Here is a 16,893-nt window from a genome sequence, read left to right on the forward strand (position 1 = left end):
ATTGTAATTTTTTTCCAAAAATCCGGATGACTTAGTCCGTAAACTTTCCTAAATAGATAGATTCGAACGGGGGAAGAATGAAAAAATCTTTGAGCTCTAAAATACTACAGTTATCCGCGATCTGTGGATTTCTATTCTTAGTATCGAATTGTTTGGATTCTCATAGAGAAAGGATCCATATGGATACTGGAGTCAGTGTAAAGACCTTAGGTCCTCATAAATACCAATTCGTAGCGATCGGAAAAGCTTCGGTTCCTTCTGTAGAAGAACAAGATTTTTTCAAAATGAAAAAGACTTCTTGCGAGGCTGCAAAATTGCAAGTCACCCAAAGATTGGATGAGTTGGAAGCAGACCAGAAACATAGACAATTCTTCTTAGAACAAAAAGAACAGAAATACTTTGGCGACGGAGAATACTGCGAACTTACTTATATATACGAACTTCCTCCGGCCAAGAAGCAGAAAGATCAACCTTAGTATTCAGCTTAGTAGCTTCTACTATTGTGACTCTGTTTCGACCGGCGGATTTGGATTTATACAATCCTGAATCTATGGATTGGTATAGATCGTCGAAAGTAAAATCCTCATCATAAGAAAGAATGGCAGCGCCTATGGATACGGTGATATTCACTGGCTTGTCGTTCGCATCTCGGATAGAAAGTGCATGAGATTCCACACCCTTACGCAATGACTCGCATAAAGTTTTTAAACTTTTAGGATCTACTGAATCCAAGAGGACACAGAATTCATCTCCACCTATTCGAGCACAAATATCGGTAGATCTCACCCTGGACTTCATAACTGCAGAAAGAGTTTGGAGAGCGTCATCCCCTGCCATATGTCCGTACTTATCATTGATCTCTTTTAAATGGTCTAGATCCAAGATTACGAGTGCCATTTGGAAACTGTGACGTTTTGCTCTCTTCTTGAAGATATCGAATTGTTCTATTAAGTATCTGCGATTATAAAGATCAGTCAGATCATCCAGATTCGAGATCATTCTGATATGCAGATTTTTTGCCTTTAATCTGAGAACCGCACCGGATAATTTTCTTTTATCACGGTAATCCATGGTTCTCCAGTAATTCATGATCACATTACCGAAAGTCCCTACAAACAAATAAGTTAGAAGGATCGGGAACTCTTGCATTGCTTCTACAGGAGAATCTCCCAGGTAGCATACACCTAAAAACAACAAACAGAATGCTAGGTTTGTGGCAACCGCAGTTGTAGTAGTTAGCCAAAGAAGAAGGTTCATACTGAGTAAGATCGCAGATGCCTGATGAAGATAGACATCATAGTGAACCTTATCCGAATATAAGAAAGGAAAGAATGAGATGAGTAGGGTAGAAGAAGTCCATACCTTGTAGAACTCGAGTTTTTTAGGGACCCAATCCTTTTTACGAGCATGTCTCCATAAAAATACCAGGGAAAGAACGATTAATGTGATTCGGCTAGATTGAAGAAGGATTAGAGACTCGTCTTCGAAGTCTCTCGAATTCGGTAAGAAATAGGTGATTAAACTAATTACGATACAAAGAGAATAGTGGGCCACCAAGGATTGGCGAATTTCGCTCCAATTGGTCTCTAAAAATCCTTGAGGATATCGATTAAAGAAGATCCGCTTTGATAGTAAGCGAATTCTTCGGTCTATGCCTGGGAACCACTTGAACATATGTTTTCATTTCCGCATGGAAGGCTTTTTGGAAAAAACCTCCATAATAAGACCACGGTTCGCGCATAACGTGCCTTGGGGCAAGAAAGAATCGGAGTAAGTCAAAAAAAATCCGGCACAAAGTTTGTGTCGACTTTGTCAGAAGATTGGAAATCTAAATTTATCCGCAAAGGGATAAGTTTAGGAGCAGATCATAATTTTCTTAGAATCGTGCTATCTATATAGAAAGTTCCAAAGGGAAAGGCGGAGGCAAGTGCCACTTTCCAGGTCCTTTCTTTAAAACTCCAAGAATTCTCTATCGAAAAATGGAATGTTTGAAGAAGGAATAAAAGGAATAATCCTCCATGGATTGGACCTACAAGTTTTACTAGCTCGGGGGATCCGAAATAATATTTCAAAGGCATTCCAATAAATATAAGAAGAAGTAGGGATGTTCCTTCTAAAAAACCTAAAAGCCTAAGCCTTCCAAGTTCTGTTGTAAAAAATTTTGTCATTTCTAAAACTCTCTGATATAGGGTCTGTGTGCAAATGGAGAAAAAGGCCAAGGGATCGCGATACAAATTAAGATTATCGAGATTAAGATCCAAATGAATAAACTTTTGAATTTTTCATAGTCTTCTTTTTTACGTTTGGAGATCGCCGATCCAATTGTAAGAAATATTACTGAAAGGATCATGACAGAGATATGGATAATTGCGAAAAATCTTATATCTGAAACTTGCAAGGATCCCGAGGGATCATGGAAAAAAGACTGAACAATCGGACTTTTGAAATATAGGAAAAATCCTATGATCAATTGAAAATGTGAAAATGCAATTAGAAGTATTCTTCCTAAATTATCCCATTTTTCAAAATTCTTTTTGAATACTAAACCTCGGATACATCTTCCCAAGGTAAATAAAAGTAAGAATAAAACGATCCACCTTGTGAATGAATGGAATATTAACAAATATGAATACATAATCCCTTTTTTATTTTTTCCTTTTTCTTGTTGGTTTAGATCTTTCTAACAGATCTTCGAATGATCGATTCGCTCTATAATCCGCTTTCGGGTCTTTTAGGAATCTTAAGGAAGTATGATGTACTAAATAGATCCCGCAAAGTTCCCATACAAATTGATCCAAGTCTAGATCGGATCTTAATTCCCCCAGATCCACGGATTCCTTGGTGAATTTTTTTAAAAGGGATCTCCATTCAGATTCCATAGACAATAATTTTTGTCGAACCGGGCCTTTTGAATCATCCAATTCGAATAATCCTGCTGCAATCGGACATCCTCCTGGAAGACCTGCTTTTTTGGACCAGCCCATCCAATGTTTTACCAAGGAGCGTAGTCTTGGGAGTCCTTCCTTCGATCTTAATGCGGGCTCCAAAACTTTTGATTTAGAGAATTCTACAGTATGATCCAGAATAGAAATTTGGATTTCTTCTTTGGAGCCAAAATGAGCAAATAATCCACTTTTAGACATACCGGAAAGTTCTGCTAAAGGACCAAGACTTAAACCTTCAAGGCCGGATTTGCTTACTACTTCGAGTCCTTTATCTAAAATACGGTTCCTAGTTTCCTGGCTAAGTTTTCCACCCGAGATCATTAAATAAAAAGAACGACCGATCGTGCTATTTTTTCAAGAAAATAAACGAAACTATGGGAGAATTTTTGAATTAAAGAGTAGCGATCTTTCTTGGATTTTTAGTCAGGACTTCGGGAATTGGAAGTCCTACACCGCCTAAAGAGCGGACTTGTTTTCCATTGATAAATAGTCTGATCCCTCTTAGCTCTGAGTTTTCCAGAATGCTATAACAGATCTGATCTACTCTATCTTTCAGAAGTTCAGGGCCGGCACCTGCTTCGAAATCAGGGCCAAGATAAAGTTTTAGTATTCCATTCTCCACGGAGTATTCTTTAGAATATTCCATTCTATTTGGTAGTGCGTTCAGAACACCTTGAGTTTTTTCTTCCGAAGAAGGTCCTTTTGTAAGTTCCTTCAGTATAAAAAGGATCTTATCCCCATGATCGAATTTTCTTTTTAGCTGAACCAGTCTGGAGTGACTTTTGTTTCCTCTTCCATAAAACTTCAAAAAGTACAGTTTGATCTCTCCAGGAGAATGATCTAAACGGATTTTGGGAGAAGGTCCGGATGGTTGTCCAGGCTTAGGCATTTCCACGATAGGGATAAACATTTCTTCCGGATCGTTTGAATCGGAGGAAGTTTCTTCGGAAGAAGAGTTCTCTCCATTCTGCATTAACTCGGTTAAAATTTCGTCTTCTGCCTGATCCATTACCTGTTCATGGGTTTGTTTCCCTTTGTTCTCTGAAGAAGAAGGGGATAATGGATTTGTTTTTCCGATCGTATTAAATTTTGAAAAGAAAGAAGGGGATTCTTGTCCGGGGGAAGATGTACTCTTATTCCCCATAGACTTATCCAATAAAACTAGAACAAATAGAGCCCCTGTCAGGATATAAAGAAGCGATTTAAGTTTATCCGATTCGGGCACAATATAATTTTCGGCCGATCCGGAAACTGCCTTCTCACTTTTTCCGAGGAAAAGAGATTAGAATATGCGGTATAGGTCTTCTAATTGTGCCAGACTCACTTCCCAATCCGGGATTTCTCCGTCTGGGGCGTGGCCATAAGCGCAGAATGCAAAAGGGCACCCATTTTTGCGGGCAGCCTCGTGGTCGGAACTTCTGTCCCCGATCATCAAGATCTCTTCCGGGGAATAAGAATAATCTCGGATATATTTTGCGACGATGTCCGGCTTGGTTTTGATCTTCTCATTGTCCAGGACTACAATCGGGTCAAATAAGGGCAGAATTCCGGAAACTTCCAGGATGGTTTTCACATAGGGCATTCTACCATTAGAAGCGGCCAAGATCTGATACCCTTTATTTTTGAGGGAGGTAACAGTCTCTTTAACCTTAGGGTAGAATTCACCTTCTCCATGTCGGATCTTAGACACTAAAAGTTCGAGGACTGAGTCCGAGATCTGGTCTCTTTCGGACTCTTTGAGCTGTGGAACCAGGTTCAAGAAGATGGTTTTGACCGGTTTTCCGATTTCCAACATGATCCTTTCTCTGTCAGGGACCTCGAGTGGGATCTGGGAATTGACCGAAAATCTGCGGATTGCTTCCGCGTAGGTTTCTAAGATGATTCCTTCAGAAGAAAATAGGGTTCCGTCCACATCGAAGGCAAGTGCGCGGACCCGTTTGGGATTCCAATCCATTAGCAAGACAATAGTTTTGGCTGGTGAATTCGAGGCATTCCTTTTTTCCTTCGCTTGATTTTCCCCGCGTCGGCATAAGGATGGGAAAAGAGTTCCGGATGGAGAGATTGGGGAAAAACCGGGGAATAGCGAATCTAGAGTCGCCTACAGATTCTAGAAAGAGTTTATATTCTTCTTTTGTCTGGACGGATTATAAAGCCCAACTCCAAAAAAGAGTAAGGGCAGAAGACCTTCCTAAATATTTCCATTTAACCGAATCCGAGAAAATCGGGATCCAAGAAACCATTCGACTGAATGTAGGAACTACTCCTTATTATCTTTCTCTTTCCGATCCGGAAGATCCGAATTGTCCTATCCGAAAAATGATCGTCCCAAGAAGAGAAGAGTCCTTCTTCTCTCCGGAAGAAACATTAGATCCTTTACATGAAGAAGATCTTTCTCCAGTGAAAGGACTTACTCATATGTATCCGGATAGAGTATTACTTTTTTCGAATCATGAATGTTCCGTCTATTGCAGACACTGTATGCGAGGAAGAAAGGTTTCAGATTCTTCTGAAAGAATGGAGACCGCGGATCTGGAATTATGTTTTGATTATATTCGAAATCATCCTGAAATTTCGGATGTGGTGATCTCGGGGGGAGATCCTCTCAATCTTTCCGATCCTAAAATAGATTGGATCTTGGAAAATTTAGAAAAAATACCTCATGTAAAAATTTGCAGATTGGGAACGAGAAACCCAGTCACTCTCCCTATGAGGGTTACTTCTGATCTATGTAAGATTATAGAATCCCATAATACGGATCGTTTATCCATTTTTTGTAATACTCAATTCAATCATGAAAAGGAATGTACTTCCGAAGCAAAAGAAGCGATCCTAAAACTTCTGAAAGCCGGTGTAAATGTTGGAAACCAATGTGTGATCCTAAAAGGGATCAATGATGATGGGGAAACGATGCTCAGGCTCCATCGAAAACTTTTGGAACTTAGGATTCGTGCTTATTATATGTACGATCCGGAACTGATCCCTGGTTCTCGCGGTTTCCGAACTCCTCTTGCAAAAGGTATTCAAATAATTGAATATATGCGCGGAAAAGTTGCAGGTATGGGAATTCCTCAGTTTGTGAATGATCTTCCTGGGGGTGGAGGAAAGGTGAGCCTTGGTCCGAATTGGTATCTTGGATTTCATAAACCTTCTCGAAATCATGTATTTAGATCCGCAGTTAGAGGGACTTATCATCTGAGCCCGGAGCCTGTGGATAGTGAATACGAGGAATTTTATCCGGAGATCAGTGAGGAAACTTGGTCGAAGTTACTACAGAATTCCTATTCAGCATTTAAAGGCCTTGGTCCTTTAGGAGGTTCTGGAAAATGAATTCAGATTCTCCATCTGTTTTAATCGTAGCAGATATCCAAAACCCAGATTTGGATCCAAAAGATACTCAAGAATGGGAAGATAGGAATTCTGTCGAAGAGATTAAACGTTGCCTGGAAGAGTTGGGAGAGAAGGTGGAGATCGTTGAATTTCCGTCGAAGTTACTACAAAAACTTTCAGATTATTCTAATTTAGAACCGCAAAACCGACCTGTTCTATTCCATTTGGTAGAAGGTTTCCGCTCCAGGAATAGAGAAGCTCTTCTTCCAGGGCTCGCTGAATATTCGGGATTTCCTCATACTGGCTCCGACGCGTACGCGCAAATCTTGAGTTTGGATAAACATCTTTCTAAATTGTTCTGTGTGTCTGCAGGTGTTCCTACCAGTCCTTGGGGCCTTGTGGAGAAAGATTCTGTCGAAGATACTACATCGGTAGATCAGAATAAAGGGCAGAATTTGGATTCCGCATTCCTCGGTTCGCGACTTCCTTTGGAATCTGAATTCCCAGTTTTCTTTAAACCTAGATTCGAAGGTTCCAGTCTTGGAGTAGGAGAAGAAAATTTGATCTTAGACTCGGCTGCCTTGGATCAATTTATCCAATCCAAATTCCAAGAATACTCCTCCTGGATCTACGAATCCTATTTGCCAGGAGAAGAATGGACGCTGGCAGTAATCGGTTCACCAAAGTATGGATACAAGGCAAGCCAGGTGGCAAGGATCGGTTTGGAAAATTCTACAGAAAAAATATACGGTGAGATTACTAAGACCAAACTAAGTATGCCTGAAAAATTATATTTCGATCTGGACAAAGAAAGGTCGGAATATATCCAAAAGAATTCATTAGAATTATGTAAATTACTTAAAACTTCTGGGGCAGTCCGTTTGGATTGGAAGGCTGACTCGGAAGGAAAGCCAATGTTCCTGGAATGGAATCTGACTCCGGGATTATCTTCTTATTATAGCAGTTTTCCGATCTGTTATTCCGAAAGTTTCGGAACTTATTCGGATTTGATGAAAGAACTATTGGAAATCGCAAGAGAAGAATTTTTAACGGAAAGATTTCACTATTCCAAACAGAAAAAAGAAAAACAAACGAGCGGGATCGAAGGATGAAAACGTTTCGAGAAGAATTGATAGACCAGGTCAAATATCATCCTGTATTGACTGCAAATTTATGGTTGGAAGAAAAAGAAGAAAGAATGGAACATTCCGATCTTCTTCTTTGGTTGAAACAGGAATATTTCGTATCTGTAGAATTTGTGAACTGGTTTTTAAATACTGCGGCTCTCACTAATTCTGTGCCTTCTAAGATCGTGCTCGTGCAAAATATTTGGGAAGAACTGGGAGAAGGTAAAGAAGAAGATTCACATGTTTCTATCCTTCGAAAATTTCTCTCCGAAATGGGGGAGGTGGTGAATCAGGAAGATATACTTCCTGAGACGGGAGCTTATTTGGATTTAATGAAAAGGATTACCACCACTGATTTTTATTCTGCTCTTGGAGCTCTCGGGCCTGCGAATGAGTATCTTCTAAAATTAGAATATTCTAGAATGTATAAATCATATTCTGATCTAAAATCCAGGATTTCCCTTCCGGAAGGTAAATTTTTCCAGGTGAATCTGGAGGCAGATGAATCTCATTCGGAAAAAATGTTTAGATTGATAGAGACGGTCGCGACAGATCCTGAAAAAATGCAAAAAGTAAGAGAAGGGTCCAAACTAGCATTGGATGCACGTTTAGTATTTTATGAAGGTTTAAAAAAGGTAATTTCTCCGATTTCTTTTTAAACCTTAGATCGGATCGATTTTAATAAGCTCATAAAGACCATTCCGAGTAATGGGACCAGAGGCAGATATAAGAGAGGAGAGGCCCATCTCCATCCTTTTAAAGAATGAGAAAGTTTTCGGACTGCGAAAAAACCGGGATATCTCATATTTCCTGAGATATATTGTACATTACCCGCGACTAATTTAGGTTCTAGACTTGGATGTAATTCCTTTAGATCACCGGAAGATAGATCTCTAAAACTTATAAATTTTACATTCTTATCCAAGGATAGTTTTGAAAGTTTGGAAGCAAGACCCGAACAAAAATTACAATCTCCATCATACAAAAAAACATTTTGTTTCATTAGGGATCGATCCGTTATTTAGATTCCAAATCTTCCGGAAGGTTTCTTAAAAAATCACAAACGGATGGAATTTCTTTTTCTTGGACGCCGATCCAAAAATAGATCCAGATACCTTCTTTCTGAAGGCCGCTACATTCTTTTGTATACCATTTGGAGATCGTGTTCTCCGCTCTGGCTCTCCAAAAAAGAACCGGTGCCTTTTTTAACATTTCGTCCCAGATATCTCTTCCTACACCTTCACCTCTTGCTATCTCGTTCACTGCAAATTTAGAAAGAAAGGTGCCCCAAGGAGTGTTTTGTAGAAGTGCACATCCTTTGTATTCGGATTCCAAAACGATCCCGGAGAATTCTTTATTCCAAAAACCTTGTTTTAATCCTCTTCCGAAAGAATCTTCTATCAATCCGTTCAATCTTTTTGGATCTATCTTTTGGAAGTCCGTATGAAATTCTATTTTATTCTTTTTTCTTAATAGAGTTCCGCTACCTTTAATAGTGAATAACTCTTTTAATAACCCTGGCGCAGAAGTGATCGCGATCTGAAGATTCGGATCTCCAGTATATTCAAAAATCATTTTGCATTCTTTGAATAACGACTCGTCTTCTTTTTGAAGAATTTCAGTCGATTCGAAATCCAGGATGGAAATTTTCTTATCTTCCGAATTATAAAGTCCACTTCTGGTTGTGAGAAGAATTAACTTTTTAGTTTTTAACTCTTTACATAAATTAGATAGATAGGGATAAATTTCGGATCCGCCCTGGTCTGTTACAAACACTGGGATCTTCTTCTCTTTTAAAGATGAAAGAACTGATTCCAATGCTTGGCTCGGATTTCTGAACCATTTTGCTGGAAGGTTCCTGGAACCTGGAAGTTCTTGTCCTTCTTCTAATGAGTCCTTGATGGATTCCAAACTGATCTTAGAAGCAGGGGAGCGATAGAATAGATTTGCGTAAGAGACTCCGTCCTTCTCCAGAACGACTACAGGGAATAGCTGTAATTTTTGTAATAATTTTAAATTGTATAAGAACGCTTCAGCGGACTCTGTTAAGGTCTCGGAACTTGCATGGATGACCGCGAATTTTTCGGGCTCCAAGGACTGGAATAGTTTCAGGAACTGAAAACTGTCCTTGGAGTTTTCTGTGACTTCTAGAAGTTTGAGTAGGATCTCCTGGTGATTCATCTCTCCCGGGAGTCTGATTTAGTCGATCTGATAGGCAACTAATTTTCCTTTCAACTTTGCTATGGTGACGGATTGTTCTTTGTCAGACTTCAGTTTTAAGAAACCTAAAAGGGAAGGATCTCCTGCTACTAAAGCCACATAGGATCCGGAGAAATTCTTCTTCAAAGCCTCTCCCCAGCTGGAATAAAGTTCGGAAACGGATTCCTTATCTCCCAATCGAACTCCGTAAGGAGGATTAGTCACAATTTTCCCTTCTTTGAATCCAAGGCTGGAATCCAGTTCTTCTGCGGAAGCAACCTTCCAACGGATCAGGTCGGCGATTCCTGCTTCTTTAGCATTCTTCTTTGCAAGTTCAATAGCTTCTTCGGAAATATCAGAACCGAACAGTAGAGTCTCCTTGGAGTTCCATTCTTCTTTCGCTTTGCAAGGTCCAAAAAGTCGAGTGAAGATAGAAGATCTAGATAAACTTTTGTAATTCACCCAGCCACCATTTCTCATTCTGAGTGCTGCCTCTATCAATAGAGTTCCCGAGCCGCAGAATGGATCGTACAATGCCTCTCCCGGTTTCCAGCCTGAAAAACGGAGAAGCGCTTGAGCCAAAGTTTCTCTGAGTGGAGCTTCTCCACCTTCTCTTCCATGGCCTCTTCTCTGTAAAGGTTGAGCGTGTAATGCCAGATATAATTTAACCTGGTTCATTCTGGAACGAAGGTAGAATAGTACTTCCGGTTCTTCACGATCTGCTTCCGGCAATTCCAGGCCTTGGGCCCTAAATCTGTCGAAGATCGCGTCTTTTAAACGATAAGTCGCATAACGTGAATCTTGCAGGCTATCTTTTGTAGCAGCGTCTATTCTGAACTTGGTGCCTGGAGAAAGTAATTTCTCGAAAGGGAACATTGCCGCGACTTCGTATAGATCGTCCGGTCCTTGTATATCCGACCAAGAAGATAATTCAAAGCTGATCCCGGAAGAAATCCCGGAACTCAAACAGAAGTCCCTGACTTTTTTGGAAGGTCCCTTAAAGAAAACTCCTCCTCTATTGTCGGAAAGAATTTCGAGACCTGCTTCTTTCACTTCTTCTTTTAATAAGAATGCAAGGCCGTCTCCACATGACGCGTGATATGTGAGTGCTTCCGGTCTATCGAATTCGGAAAGAGAAAGTTTCCCGGACTGCCAACCGGGACGAATCCCTTCTCTGAAATTATCTTCTTCGTAAGGACGAGTTGGACGTTCGGAACGAAATCCTTCTTTTCCGCGTGGAGAAAAAGGACGCCTTTCTCCACGATCTGAGTCACGGGAGAATGGTTTACGTTCACCTCTGTCAGAGTCACGAGAAAACGGTTTTCTTTCGCCGCGGTCAGAATCTCGAGAGAAAGGTTTTCTTTCTCCGCGATCTGAATTACGTGAGAATGGTTTCCGTTCGCCGCGGTCAGAATTTTCACCGTAGGAACTTCTACCTTCTCTTCTTGTATTTCCGGAAAAAGGTTTTCGTTCACCTCTATCAGAGTCACGAGAGAAGGGTTTTCTATCTCCGCGGTCGGAGTCACGAGAGTATGGCTTTCTTTCTCCGCGGTCTGAATTGCGGGAGAATGGTTTTCTTTCTTCTCGATCGGAGTTGCGAGCGAATGGTTTACGTTCACCTCTGCCAGAATCTCGAGAAAAAGGTTTTCTTTCTCCACGGTCGGAGTCACGAGAGAATGGTTTTCTTTCTCCACGGTCAGAGTCGCGAGAGAATGGTTTTCTATCTCCGCGGTCGGAGTCACGAGAGTATGGCTTTCTTTCTCCACGATCAGAATTACGGGAGAATGGTTTACGATCTCCTCGATCGGAATCTTTTTCGCGGTAAGGCTTTTTGTCATCGTCTGAAAATTTACGATTTCCGGATCGAGCAGGCGGCTTTCTATCATTGCCGGAACGAAAAGGTTTAGAGTCTCCTCTTTCTCTTTTGAAATCGGAAGATTCTCTATCTTCTCTTCTTTTATAAGGCCTTTCGGATCCTTCTTCTTTTCTCGTTTTGAAGTCAGGCTTTTTGAAGGATCTATCTTTAGGTTTGTCGGAAGAATATCCTGACTTAGAGTTTCCGTCTTTGGAGCGGTAAGGTCTTTCTGAATCGCCTCTTTCTTTAGAGCGATATGGTTTACGATCGGAATCTTTATCTGCGCTCGAGTTTTTGGAGCGAGTCGGTTTTGAAAAAGAAGAACCTGATTTATTAGAAGGCCCCTTCTTGCCATAACCGGAAGAAGGGGATTTTTTAGGGGATGGTTTTTTGGAATTCAATGCTTAGGCGATTTGTTGGGCCAAATAATTTTGGACCCCAATGGTTTTGATGATCTCTAGCTGGGCCTCGAGCCAGTCGATATGCTCCTCCTCGGAGACGAGGATCTTCTCGAGCAATTCACGTGTGCCGTTGTCTTTATTCTTGGTGGTAATTTCTATCCCACGATTCAAACGTTCTACGGCATTATACTCTACGTCTAAATCATTCTTTAGGATACTTTCGATATCCTTGCCTACATTGATCTTCATGTATCTTTGCAGATCAGGAATTCCGTCCAGGAAGAGTATACGCTCGATCACTTGGTCTGCGTGATTCATCTCTTCGATGGATTCCTTCTTCATGTAAGAAGCAAGCTTGTCATAACCCCAGTTCTTGTTCAACTTAGCGTGGATAAAATACTGGTTGATCGCTGTGAGTTCGGCGGAGAGCACTTCCGCTAAGATTTCGAGGACTTCTTGGTTTCCTTTCACGTCGTTTCTCCTACCTCAGATCACTATAAACGAGAGTGCCTATTTTGAAAAGCGAGATTCCAAAAAAGGCAGAGTAGATCTTTAAGTTTTTGACTTTGCTCGAAATCGAGAGCAGTAAAATTTGTAGGAATATGACCTCGGCCTATGTGCTCGACTCACATTTAAGTAAATTTGGCAAGACTGATTCCGATTATCAATCGCTATCTTATGAGACTGCAAATCAGCTACTTAAAAGGAACCCGGATTTCGTTCCTGAATTTCTAATATTCGCATGTATGGCCCCGGAACGTTATACTGGGGAAATTTTTTTACCGGCAAAGATCAAAGAAGATCTGGGACTTTCTTCCTTGTTCGCTATTCGTTCGGAGACTGCATCGTCTAGTGGGGCTTCTGCTCTACATCTGGCCCGTTATCTTCTTCTATCAGGAAAATTTAAAAGAGGAATTGTGATCGGGACAGAAGTCATGAGTAGACTTCCTAGAGAAGAGAATAATCTTCTTTTGGGTTCCGTACTTTCTTCCCAGCAAAGAAATCTGGCTATGTCGATGGCCCAGGGTGGCGCCCTGACAGCAACCAGGTACTTAAGGGATTTCGGATATACTAGAAAGGAACTTTTTAGATTATCTAAGAAACTTCACGATAGCGGTCTTGAGAATAAGATCGCACATATTCAAAAAAACTTAAGCGAAGAGGAATACTTCTCTTCTCCTATGTTCTCCAGTCCATTATGTTTATATGATATTTCTCCTTTGTCGGACGGTTCCTGCGCATTACTATTGGAAACCGATCCGGAAAGACTGAAGAAGGACCGCAAAAAAATCGAAATTACCGGCACGGGACATGGTTTGGGCCAGGTAAATGGAGTTCCAGGAGGACTTAGTTTTCCTGCTTCTAAATCTGCATTCGAACAGGCTTACGCAGAATCTGGCAAAAAACCTTCCGATATTAAAGTAGCCGAACTTCACGACGCATTTACGATCTTTGAGATCATTGCAGCAGAAGATGCCGGTTTATTTCCCCAAGGTAAGGCGCTTGCAAATGTGGCAGAAGGGATCACTGACAAAAGAGGAAGGCTGCCGATCAATCCATCCGGAGGCTTGAAAACAAGAGGTCATCCGGTGGGAGTTTCAGGTCTCGCGCAGATCGCTGAACTTTGTGAATTTATGAATACGAATGATACGGATACTGCACTCGGTTTATCCATCGGAGGATTGGGAGTGAATAATTTTGCAACCATCCTAGAGGCGAAAAGATAAATGTCCGAAAATATTTTAGTCATCCAAACCGCATTCTTAGGCGACCTGATCTTAACTACTCCGTTATTTAGGGAGATCAAGAGAAGGTTTCCTGGATCTAAAATGACAGTGATCGTGAACAAGGGGACCGAATCCGTTTTAGAAGGGAATCCTTGGATAGATCAGATCATCCCTTTGGATAAAAAACAGATCAAATCTTCCTTTTTCGGTTTTTGGGATTTCTGTAAAGAATTAAGAAAACATAATTTTGCAATTTGTATTTCTCCACATTTTTCATTTCGTTCTTCCATAATCTCTTTTTTAAGCGGAGCTAAAAGAAGGATAGGTTATAAGACAGCAGGATTTTCATTTTTATTAAATGAAAAAAAGCCAAGATTATTAAGAGGACCTCATGAGGTGGACAAACTTCTTTCTCTTATTTATTCGGAAGAAGAAAGAAAGACTATTTCGAGGCGGCCCGAACTGTTTTGGAAACCTGAATCAGTTATAGGGATCCAATCCGAAATGAAAAAGAATGGTTTGGAAAAGGGGAATTATATACTCGTTTCTCCTTCTTCTGTTTGGGAAACAAAACGTTTACCGGCGGATAAATTCAAAACGGTTAGTAAACTTCTACATGAAAGAACTGGACTAAAAATCGTTCTGACCGGAGGCAAAGGAGATTCTAAACTTTGCGAAGAAGTAGGAGAAGGTTTCGGGATCAACCTTGCCGGTAAGACATCCCTTCCTGAGATGAGTTATCTGATGAGTGGAGCAGCACTTCTTGTGACCAATGATTCTTCTCCCATTCATTTTGCTTCTGCATTTAATATTCCAACTCTGGCCGCTTTCGGCGCCACCATCCCTGCATTCGGTTATACTCCATTGGCAAGCAAAGTGTTTATATCGGAAATAAACGGCCTAGACTGTCGTCCTTGCGGTATTCATGGGGGAAGGGTCTGCCCTAAAAAACATTTTCGTTGTATGTTGGAACAGGATACGGACAGAATGGTGGAAGAAGGAATTCGTCTAATAAAAGGATAATTATGGACCAAAACATTTTTAGAAAACGGATCCGAGAAGTTCAGAATCTTTTGAAAGAGTCGGAAGTCCTACTTATCTTTGCTGCTCCTCAAAAGATCCGTAATAGAGATGTGGAGTATAAATTTAGACAGGACTCCGATTATTATTATCTGACAGGTATTGAGGAAGAAGATGGTGTTTTGGTTTTACGTAGGGACTTCTCCGCTCATTTTGCACTTCCTAAAGATAAAGAAAAAGAAATTTGGACAGGCATTCGTCTTGGCAGAGAAGAGATCAAAAGAAGGTTAGAGCTGGATCAAAGTTTTGATCTTGGAGAATGGGATTCTAAAATTTCGGATATTCTCACCAATCAATTCACACTATATCATTTTTTTGGAAAGGACTCCAAAAGAGATTCAGAGTTACTCGAACTGATCAGTTCTTTGAACAGAAGACTCCGAGAAGGTAAATTCGGTCCCCAAAGATGGGAAATCCCTAATTTTCTCCATGAGATGAGAATGTTAAAATCCCCGGAAGAGATCGATAAATTAAAAGAGTCTTCCAGGATCACTGCACTCGGCCATGAGAGATTATTCAAAGAAACGAAAGTCGGGATGTACGAATTCGAATTAGAGTCCATTCTGGAATCTGAATATTTGAAACATGGCGCATGGGGTGGAGGGTACGGCCATATAGTCGCCGCAGGAAAAAATGCAACCATTCTACATTATACGACTAACAGAGCAAAGATCGGAGATAACGAACTTATTTTAGTGGATAGCGGAGCGGAGAAGGATTATTATACCGCAGACGTTACCCGCGTTTTCCCTTCGGGAAAAAAATTCACTTCAGAACAAAGAACTATTTATCAACTCGTATTGGATGTGCAGAAACAGGCGATCTTGGATACAAAACAAGGTGTGGAGTTTAATGCAGTTCATGAGAAGACTGTGAAAAATCTGACTTCCGGATTGATTGACATAGGGTTATTGAAGGGAAATATTTCAGAGGTCATAGAAAGGGGAGAATACCGCAGATTTTATATGCATAGGACAGGTCACTATCTCGGAATGGATGTGCATGATGTAGGGCGCTATTTCGAGAATGGAAAAAGTAAACCTATGCAGAATGGGCTTGTTGTAACTGTGGAACCAGGATTATATTTTGATCCTACGGATGAAACAATTCCTGCGGGATTCAGAGGGATCGGAGTTCGAATAGAGGATGATGTTTTGGTGAACGGAGACAGCCCTGTAGTTCTGACTTCTATGATCGCGAAAGAAGTGGATGAGATTGAGGCGATGAGAGCCTGACGAAAATTTTCAATTCAATTTCTATAATGTAGACTGGAATATTCATTCCAAGTAATCTTTCGTATGGAGCGGGGCCGCCGGTTTTATGTTTGACTGCGATTTCGATTTCTTGCTTACGTCTCTAAAATTTTCGTCTTAGTCGCTAATCCCGGTCTAAGACGAACTAAATTCAAAAATTTTAATATTCCTTTCATTTTTCATTTGCTGATATCCACTGCATGCTATGGATTCGATCCCAACATTCGGGAGCGAATATGGAAGAAATATTTAGAAAACAAATATTAGAGAACAAAGGAACGATCCAAGTGGATTGGAGAATTCCTTTGGAAATGGAATCGATCTGGAGAGACGGGGTCTTACGTTTGGGTGAACCGAAGGAAATTCTACAATTCCTGATCTCATCTTTTAGAGAAAGGCGACAAAAGGGCAAAATTCTGAGATTCGATTTTGAAAAAGTAAAAAGTAGCGATTCCAGAAAAAGGATTAGAGTTTATGGGGCCGATTATTGGGAAGCAACAGGTTACGCTAAGGAAAGGAATGTTTCTACTAGTAGTTTTTTGAATTCACTTTTAAGGATGGAGTGGATCTTGACTTCCGGGTTTCAGTCGTTTCGAAATGAAAATTCAAATCTGAAAAATGAAATTTCAAAAAACGAGGATCAGTTTCTGTCCTGGGGAGCTTAGGCTCGGAACATTATGTTGGAATTCCAACATAGATTGTGAATGGAAATTGGGTTGAAGTTTAGAGAGTTTTAGTGTATAGGGGGAAAGGCTTCTCCCACAAGCCCACCTCCTCCACCCGAACTCGGGTGGGGGCCGGTTTTGCAAATTTGCTTTCGATCAAGCTTATCGTATTGATTTAGGGTCCGATTCGTTTGACTTTCGTCAACGACTCAAGCAAAGCTGGTCGTCTTCTCACTCCTATTGTCGTTGCGAAGGGGCGGGGGCGGTCTCCTTTTCCACGTTGGAATTCCAACAAACGGGCAAATCCCATTCGC

At 40.8% G+C, this 16,893-nt stretch carries 18 protein-coding genes; 8 read left to right on the forward strand and 10 right to left on the reverse strand.

What is annotated here, in order from left to right:
• Positions 1-77: 77 nt before the first annotated feature.
• Positions 78-476: an LIC11299 family lipoprotein gene (locus EHO65_RS17530; RefSeq protein WP_135775838.1), complete on the forward strand. Its 399-nt coding sequence runs from the start codon at positions 78-80 to the stop codon at positions 474-476.
• Here EHO65_RS17530 and EHO65_RS17535 read toward each other — a convergent pair.
• The 6 genes from EHO65_RS17535 to EHO65_RS17560 all read right to left on the reverse strand — a co-directional run bounded on the left by EHO65_RS17535 (position 424) and on the right by EHO65_RS17560 (position 4,899).
• On the reverse strand, positions 424-1,674 hold the full coding sequence (locus tag EHO65_RS17535) for a GGDEF domain-containing protein (protein ID WP_135775839.1): 1,251 nt from the start codon (positions 1,672-1,674) through the stop codon (positions 424-426). The genes EHO65_RS17530 and EHO65_RS17535 overlap by 53 nt on opposite strands.
• Before the next feature lie 191 nt (positions 1,675-1,865).
• Positions 1,866-2,168, reverse strand: coding sequence for a DUF3817 domain-containing protein (locus tag EHO65_RS17540; protein ID WP_135775840.1), 303 nt, complete (start codon positions 2,166-2,168; stop codon positions 1,866-1,868).
• A gap of 2 nt (positions 2,169-2,170) precedes the next feature.
• Positions 2,171-2,635: a hypothetical protein gene (locus EHO65_RS17545; protein ID WP_135775841.1), complete on the reverse strand. Its 465-nt coding sequence runs from the start codon at positions 2,633-2,635 to the stop codon at positions 2,171-2,173.
• A 10-nt stretch (positions 2,636-2,645) separates the two neighbouring features.
• Positions 2,646-3,266 (reverse strand): TetR/AcrR family transcriptional regulator, encoded by a 621-nt coding sequence (locus EHO65_RS17550; protein ID WP_135775842.1) that lies wholly within the window; start codon positions 3,264-3,266, stop codon positions 2,646-2,648.
• A gap of 70 nt (positions 3,267-3,336) precedes the next feature.
• Complete coding sequence (locus EHO65_RS17555) at positions 3,337-4,170, reverse strand: GerMN domain-containing protein (RefSeq protein WP_135775843.1); 834 nt, start codon at positions 4,168-4,170, stop codon at positions 3,337-3,339.
• A 57-nt stretch (positions 4,171-4,227) separates the two neighbouring features.
• Positions 4,228-4,899: an HAD family hydrolase gene (locus tag EHO65_RS17560; protein ID WP_135775844.1), complete on the reverse strand. Its 672-nt coding sequence runs from the start codon at positions 4,897-4,899 to the stop codon at positions 4,228-4,230.
• A 98-nt stretch (positions 4,900-4,997) separates the two neighbouring features.
• Here EHO65_RS17560 and EHO65_RS17565 point away from each other — a divergent pair, with 98 nt between their 5' ends.
• Genes EHO65_RS17565 through EHO65_RS17575 form a run of 3 tightly spaced genes read left to right on the forward strand, consistent with a single transcriptional unit; the run spans position 4,998 to position 8,058 of the window.
• Entirely contained in the window at positions 4,998-6,272 is a 1,275-nt protein-coding gene (locus EHO65_RS17565) for a KamA family radical SAM protein (RefSeq protein WP_135775845.1), read from the forward strand.
• Entirely contained in the window at positions 6,269-7,384 is a 1,116-nt protein-coding gene (locus tag EHO65_RS17570; RefSeq protein WP_135775846.1) for a D-alanine--D-alanine ligase family protein, read from the forward strand. The genes EHO65_RS17565 and EHO65_RS17570 overlap by 4 nt, the downstream gene beginning before the upstream one ends.
• Positions 7,381-8,058, forward strand: coding sequence for an iron-containing redox enzyme family protein (locus EHO65_RS17575; RefSeq protein ID WP_135775847.1), 678 nt, complete (start codon positions 7,381-7,383; stop codon positions 8,056-8,058). Before EHO65_RS17570 ends, EHO65_RS17575 begins: the two co-directional genes overlap by 4 nt.
• Here the strand turns inward: EHO65_RS17575 and EHO65_RS17580 are convergent.
• From EHO65_RS17580 to bfr, 4 genes are all read right to left on the reverse strand, one after another.
• Positions 8,055-8,402 (reverse strand): DCC1-like thiol-disulfide oxidoreductase family protein, encoded by a 348-nt coding sequence (locus tag EHO65_RS17580; protein WP_135775848.1) that lies wholly within the window; start codon positions 8,400-8,402, stop codon positions 8,055-8,057. The genes EHO65_RS17575 and EHO65_RS17580 overlap by 4 nt on opposite strands.
• A 14-nt stretch (positions 8,403-8,416) precedes the next feature.
• Positions 8,417-9,580 (reverse strand): acetylglutamate kinase, encoded by a 1,164-nt coding sequence (locus EHO65_RS17585; RefSeq protein ID WP_135775849.1) that lies wholly within the window; start codon positions 9,578-9,580, stop codon positions 8,417-8,419.
• 18 nt (positions 9,581-9,598) lie between these two features.
• Positions 9,599-10,765 carry a THUMP domain-containing class I SAM-dependent RNA methyltransferase gene (locus EHO65_RS20170; protein ID WP_135775955.1) on the reverse strand — a complete coding sequence of 389 codons (1,167 nt, stop codon included), beginning with the start codon at positions 10,763-10,765 and terminating at the stop codon, positions 9,599-9,601.
• A 1,092-nt stretch (positions 10,766-11,857) separates the two neighbouring features.
• Complete coding sequence (gene bfr, locus EHO65_RS17595; RefSeq protein WP_100711546.1) at positions 11,858-12,325, reverse strand: bacterioferritin; 468 nt, start codon at positions 12,323-12,325, stop codon at positions 11,858-11,860.
• Positions 12,326-12,456: 131 nt separating this feature from the next.
• Here bfr and EHO65_RS17600 point away from each other — a divergent pair, with 131 nt between their 5' ends.
• The 4 genes from EHO65_RS17600 to EHO65_RS17615 all read left to right on the forward strand — a co-directional run bounded on the left by EHO65_RS17600 (position 12,457) and on the right by EHO65_RS17615 (position 16,579).
• Entirely contained in the window at positions 12,457-13,581 is a 1,125-nt protein-coding gene (locus tag EHO65_RS17600) for a thiolase family protein (RefSeq protein ID WP_135775850.1), read from the forward strand.
• Positions 13,582-14,604 (forward strand): glycosyltransferase family 9 protein, encoded by a 1,023-nt coding sequence (locus tag EHO65_RS17605; RefSeq protein WP_135775851.1) that lies wholly within the window; start codon positions 13,582-13,584, stop codon positions 14,602-14,604.
• A 2-nt stretch (positions 14,605-14,606) separates the two neighbouring features.
• Entirely contained in the window at positions 14,607-15,896 is a 1,290-nt protein-coding gene (locus EHO65_RS17610) for an aminopeptidase P N-terminal domain-containing protein (RefSeq protein WP_135775852.1), read from the forward strand.
• Positions 15,897-16,150: 254 nt separating this feature from the next.
• A complete protein-coding gene (locus EHO65_RS17615) occupies positions 16,151-16,579 on the forward strand; it encodes a hypothetical protein (protein WP_135775853.1) in 429 nt (142 codons plus the stop codon).
• The last annotated feature ends 314 nt before the right edge of the window (positions 16,580-16,893 follow it).

Source organism: Leptospira andrefontaineae, from assembly GCF_004770105.1.
Classification (GTDB): Bacteria; Spirochaetota; Leptospiria; order Leptospirales; family Leptospiraceae; genus Leptospira_B; species Leptospira_B andrefontaineae.